This is a genomic window from Sphingomonas segetis (assembly GCF_009720245.1).
In the GTDB taxonomy this organism is placed as follows: domain Bacteria; phylum Pseudomonadota; class Alphaproteobacteria; order Sphingomonadales; family Sphingomonadaceae; genus Sphingomicrobium; species Sphingomicrobium segetis.
Genome location: NZ_WJSQ01000256.1, coordinates 1 through 2121, shown reverse-complemented (window position 1 = coordinate 2121; position 2121 = coordinate 1). Strand labels below are relative to the sequence as shown.

Genomic DNA, 2121 nt, shown 5'->3' with positions numbered 1-2121 from the left:
GGCAAGGGCCGGTCGACTCCAGCTGCGCCGCCGACGCGCTGCTCGGCGCCCCGCTCGACGGCCACGATTTGTCGGTCCAGGGCGGCCATGTCGACCTTGCGTCCGCCACCGCGAACGGCAGCGGCAGCGATCTCATCGTCCGCGCCACCAGCGGCGACCTCGCCATCGCCAGTGGCGTGGCAGGCGGCTCGATCACCCTCGTCAAGCAAGGCGCCTCCGGCACGCTCACCGCAGGGACGCTCGCTGCCGGAACGGGCGCTTCGCTGACGTCGTCGACCGGCATCTCGGCGAGCAATGTCCAGAGCACGAGCGGCGACATCGACTTCGACGCGGCGCAGGGCGTGAGCGTCGGAACCGTGCTGGCGCAAGCCGGCGACGTCAACATCCTCGCCGACGACCTCGACATCCTGGGCGGGATCACCGGCTCGGACGTGTCCATCACCAACCGCGAGGGTGGCAACCTCGTCACGGCGCTCGGCGACGCCGACCCGACCGACGCCTTTGCGCTCACCGAAGCCGAGCTCGGCCGTATTCATTCCGGCACGCTGACCATCGACTCGCTCGGTCAGGACCTGCTCGTGGGCAATGTGGCCTTTGCCGACGGCGCCGGCTCGACGCGGATCAACCTGTTCGGCACCGGACGCGTCGACATCGTCGGCGAGGTGAGCGGGACCGGCACCGGACGCACGCTCCAGATCGGCGGCACCCGCGACGCCGCGGACCCGAACGATCCGGCGACGCTTGCCAGCATCATTCGAATCGCGCCGATGAGCTCTGGCGGCGGGCGGATCATCTTCGCCGGCGGGTCGCTCGACTTGCGCGGCGCGAAGATCGGCGTCGGCCTCGACGACGGCTTCCTCACCCCGCTCGGCCTCACCGCCGGCGGCTCGCCAGCGTCCACCGCCGTCGTCCAGGACGACTGGATCGGCAATTTCCGCTCCAGCCTCTACGGCATCCCCGGAGGTTACGCCGATCCGGTCGTGATCAGTGCCGGCACCATCACCGTCACCTACGCCGACTACGCGCTATTCCAGAATACCGCAGGGCGCGGGCCCGGGAGCGGGGTCAACGCCGATGTCCTCAACATCGTCTCTTCCGGCGACGAGACGAACGGCTTCGAGCTGTTCGGCACCATCGACCAGGTCGGGGGAATTGGCGCTGCGTTCCTCGTGCAGCCGCAATTCGTCTCGCTTCCCAACAGCCGAATCAACGGATGCCTGATCCTGACCGGCGGCGGCTGCGGCAATCTGCCCGGCGGCGGGACGGTGACCACGGGTGTCATTACCGGCAACCCGACGGGTGATGCCAACAACACTGATCCATCGCTGAGCGGCGGCGGCGCGGCAGGCGACGATTTTTCCCAGCAGGACCTGGTCAGCTCCGGCGACGACGAAGCGTTCAGCTTCGACTCGCTCGTCGGCACCAACAACGAAGGCCTGCTCGGCATCATGGGCGTCGATGACGCCAACGATCAGCCGTGCGCGCCCGACGACAAGCGCGAAAACTGCAGGGTCAAGGAGAGAGCGAATGAGCAATAATCCGCACTCCCGGCGGTCGCTCCTGCTGCTTGCCGCGTCCAGCCTGATCCTCGCCGGCTGCGCGACCCGGCCGAATCCGAGCCTGCTGGCGGGGTCGCTCGACGTCGGCCGCAACGCCCAGGGCGATCCGTGCCGCGCCAACCGCACGTACGACGACGCGACCCTGAAGGGCGAGTTCGACGCGGGCTTCGTCATGACCTGCCGGAGCGTCACCGCCAGCCGCTCGGTCGGCACGATCCGCTCGCTCGTCGACGGCTCCGGATCGCAGGCGGCGGTTGAAGCCACCTTGTCGTGCGGTCAGCCGCTTCCCGTGCAGGTCGCCACCCTGCGCGGCACCGCGCGCCGTTGCTACGACGATTTCCTCCGGTCGGAGTCGGTGGTGATCGTCGCCGACGTCGGTGATCGCACGGTCATCGGCTCCGCCGCGCCGGGTCTCGTCAAGCCGCTCGAGCGCGGCCTGCTCGCGCTCGCCGGGATGCCGGTCGGCGCGCAGGATGCAATCGAGCCAGGGGTCAATGTCGCCGCGCTCGCCGCTCCGCCGCAGTCGCAGGGCACCACGGCGGCGGGCGATTTCGACCCGCAG

Annotated in this window: 2 protein-coding genes; both read left to right on the top strand. The window is 69.5% G+C overall.

Annotated features, from left to right (window positions below):
* Positions 1-1538: hypothetical protein (locus GH737_RS15535; protein WP_196233228.1), on the top strand; the 1538-nt coding region annotated here is incomplete at its 5' end.
* The coding region (locus GH737_RS14540) for a hypothetical protein (RefSeq protein ID WP_155265481.1) at positions 1528-2121 on the top strand (594 nt) is incomplete at its 3' end. The genes GH737_RS15535 and GH737_RS14540, both read left to right, overlap by 11 nt.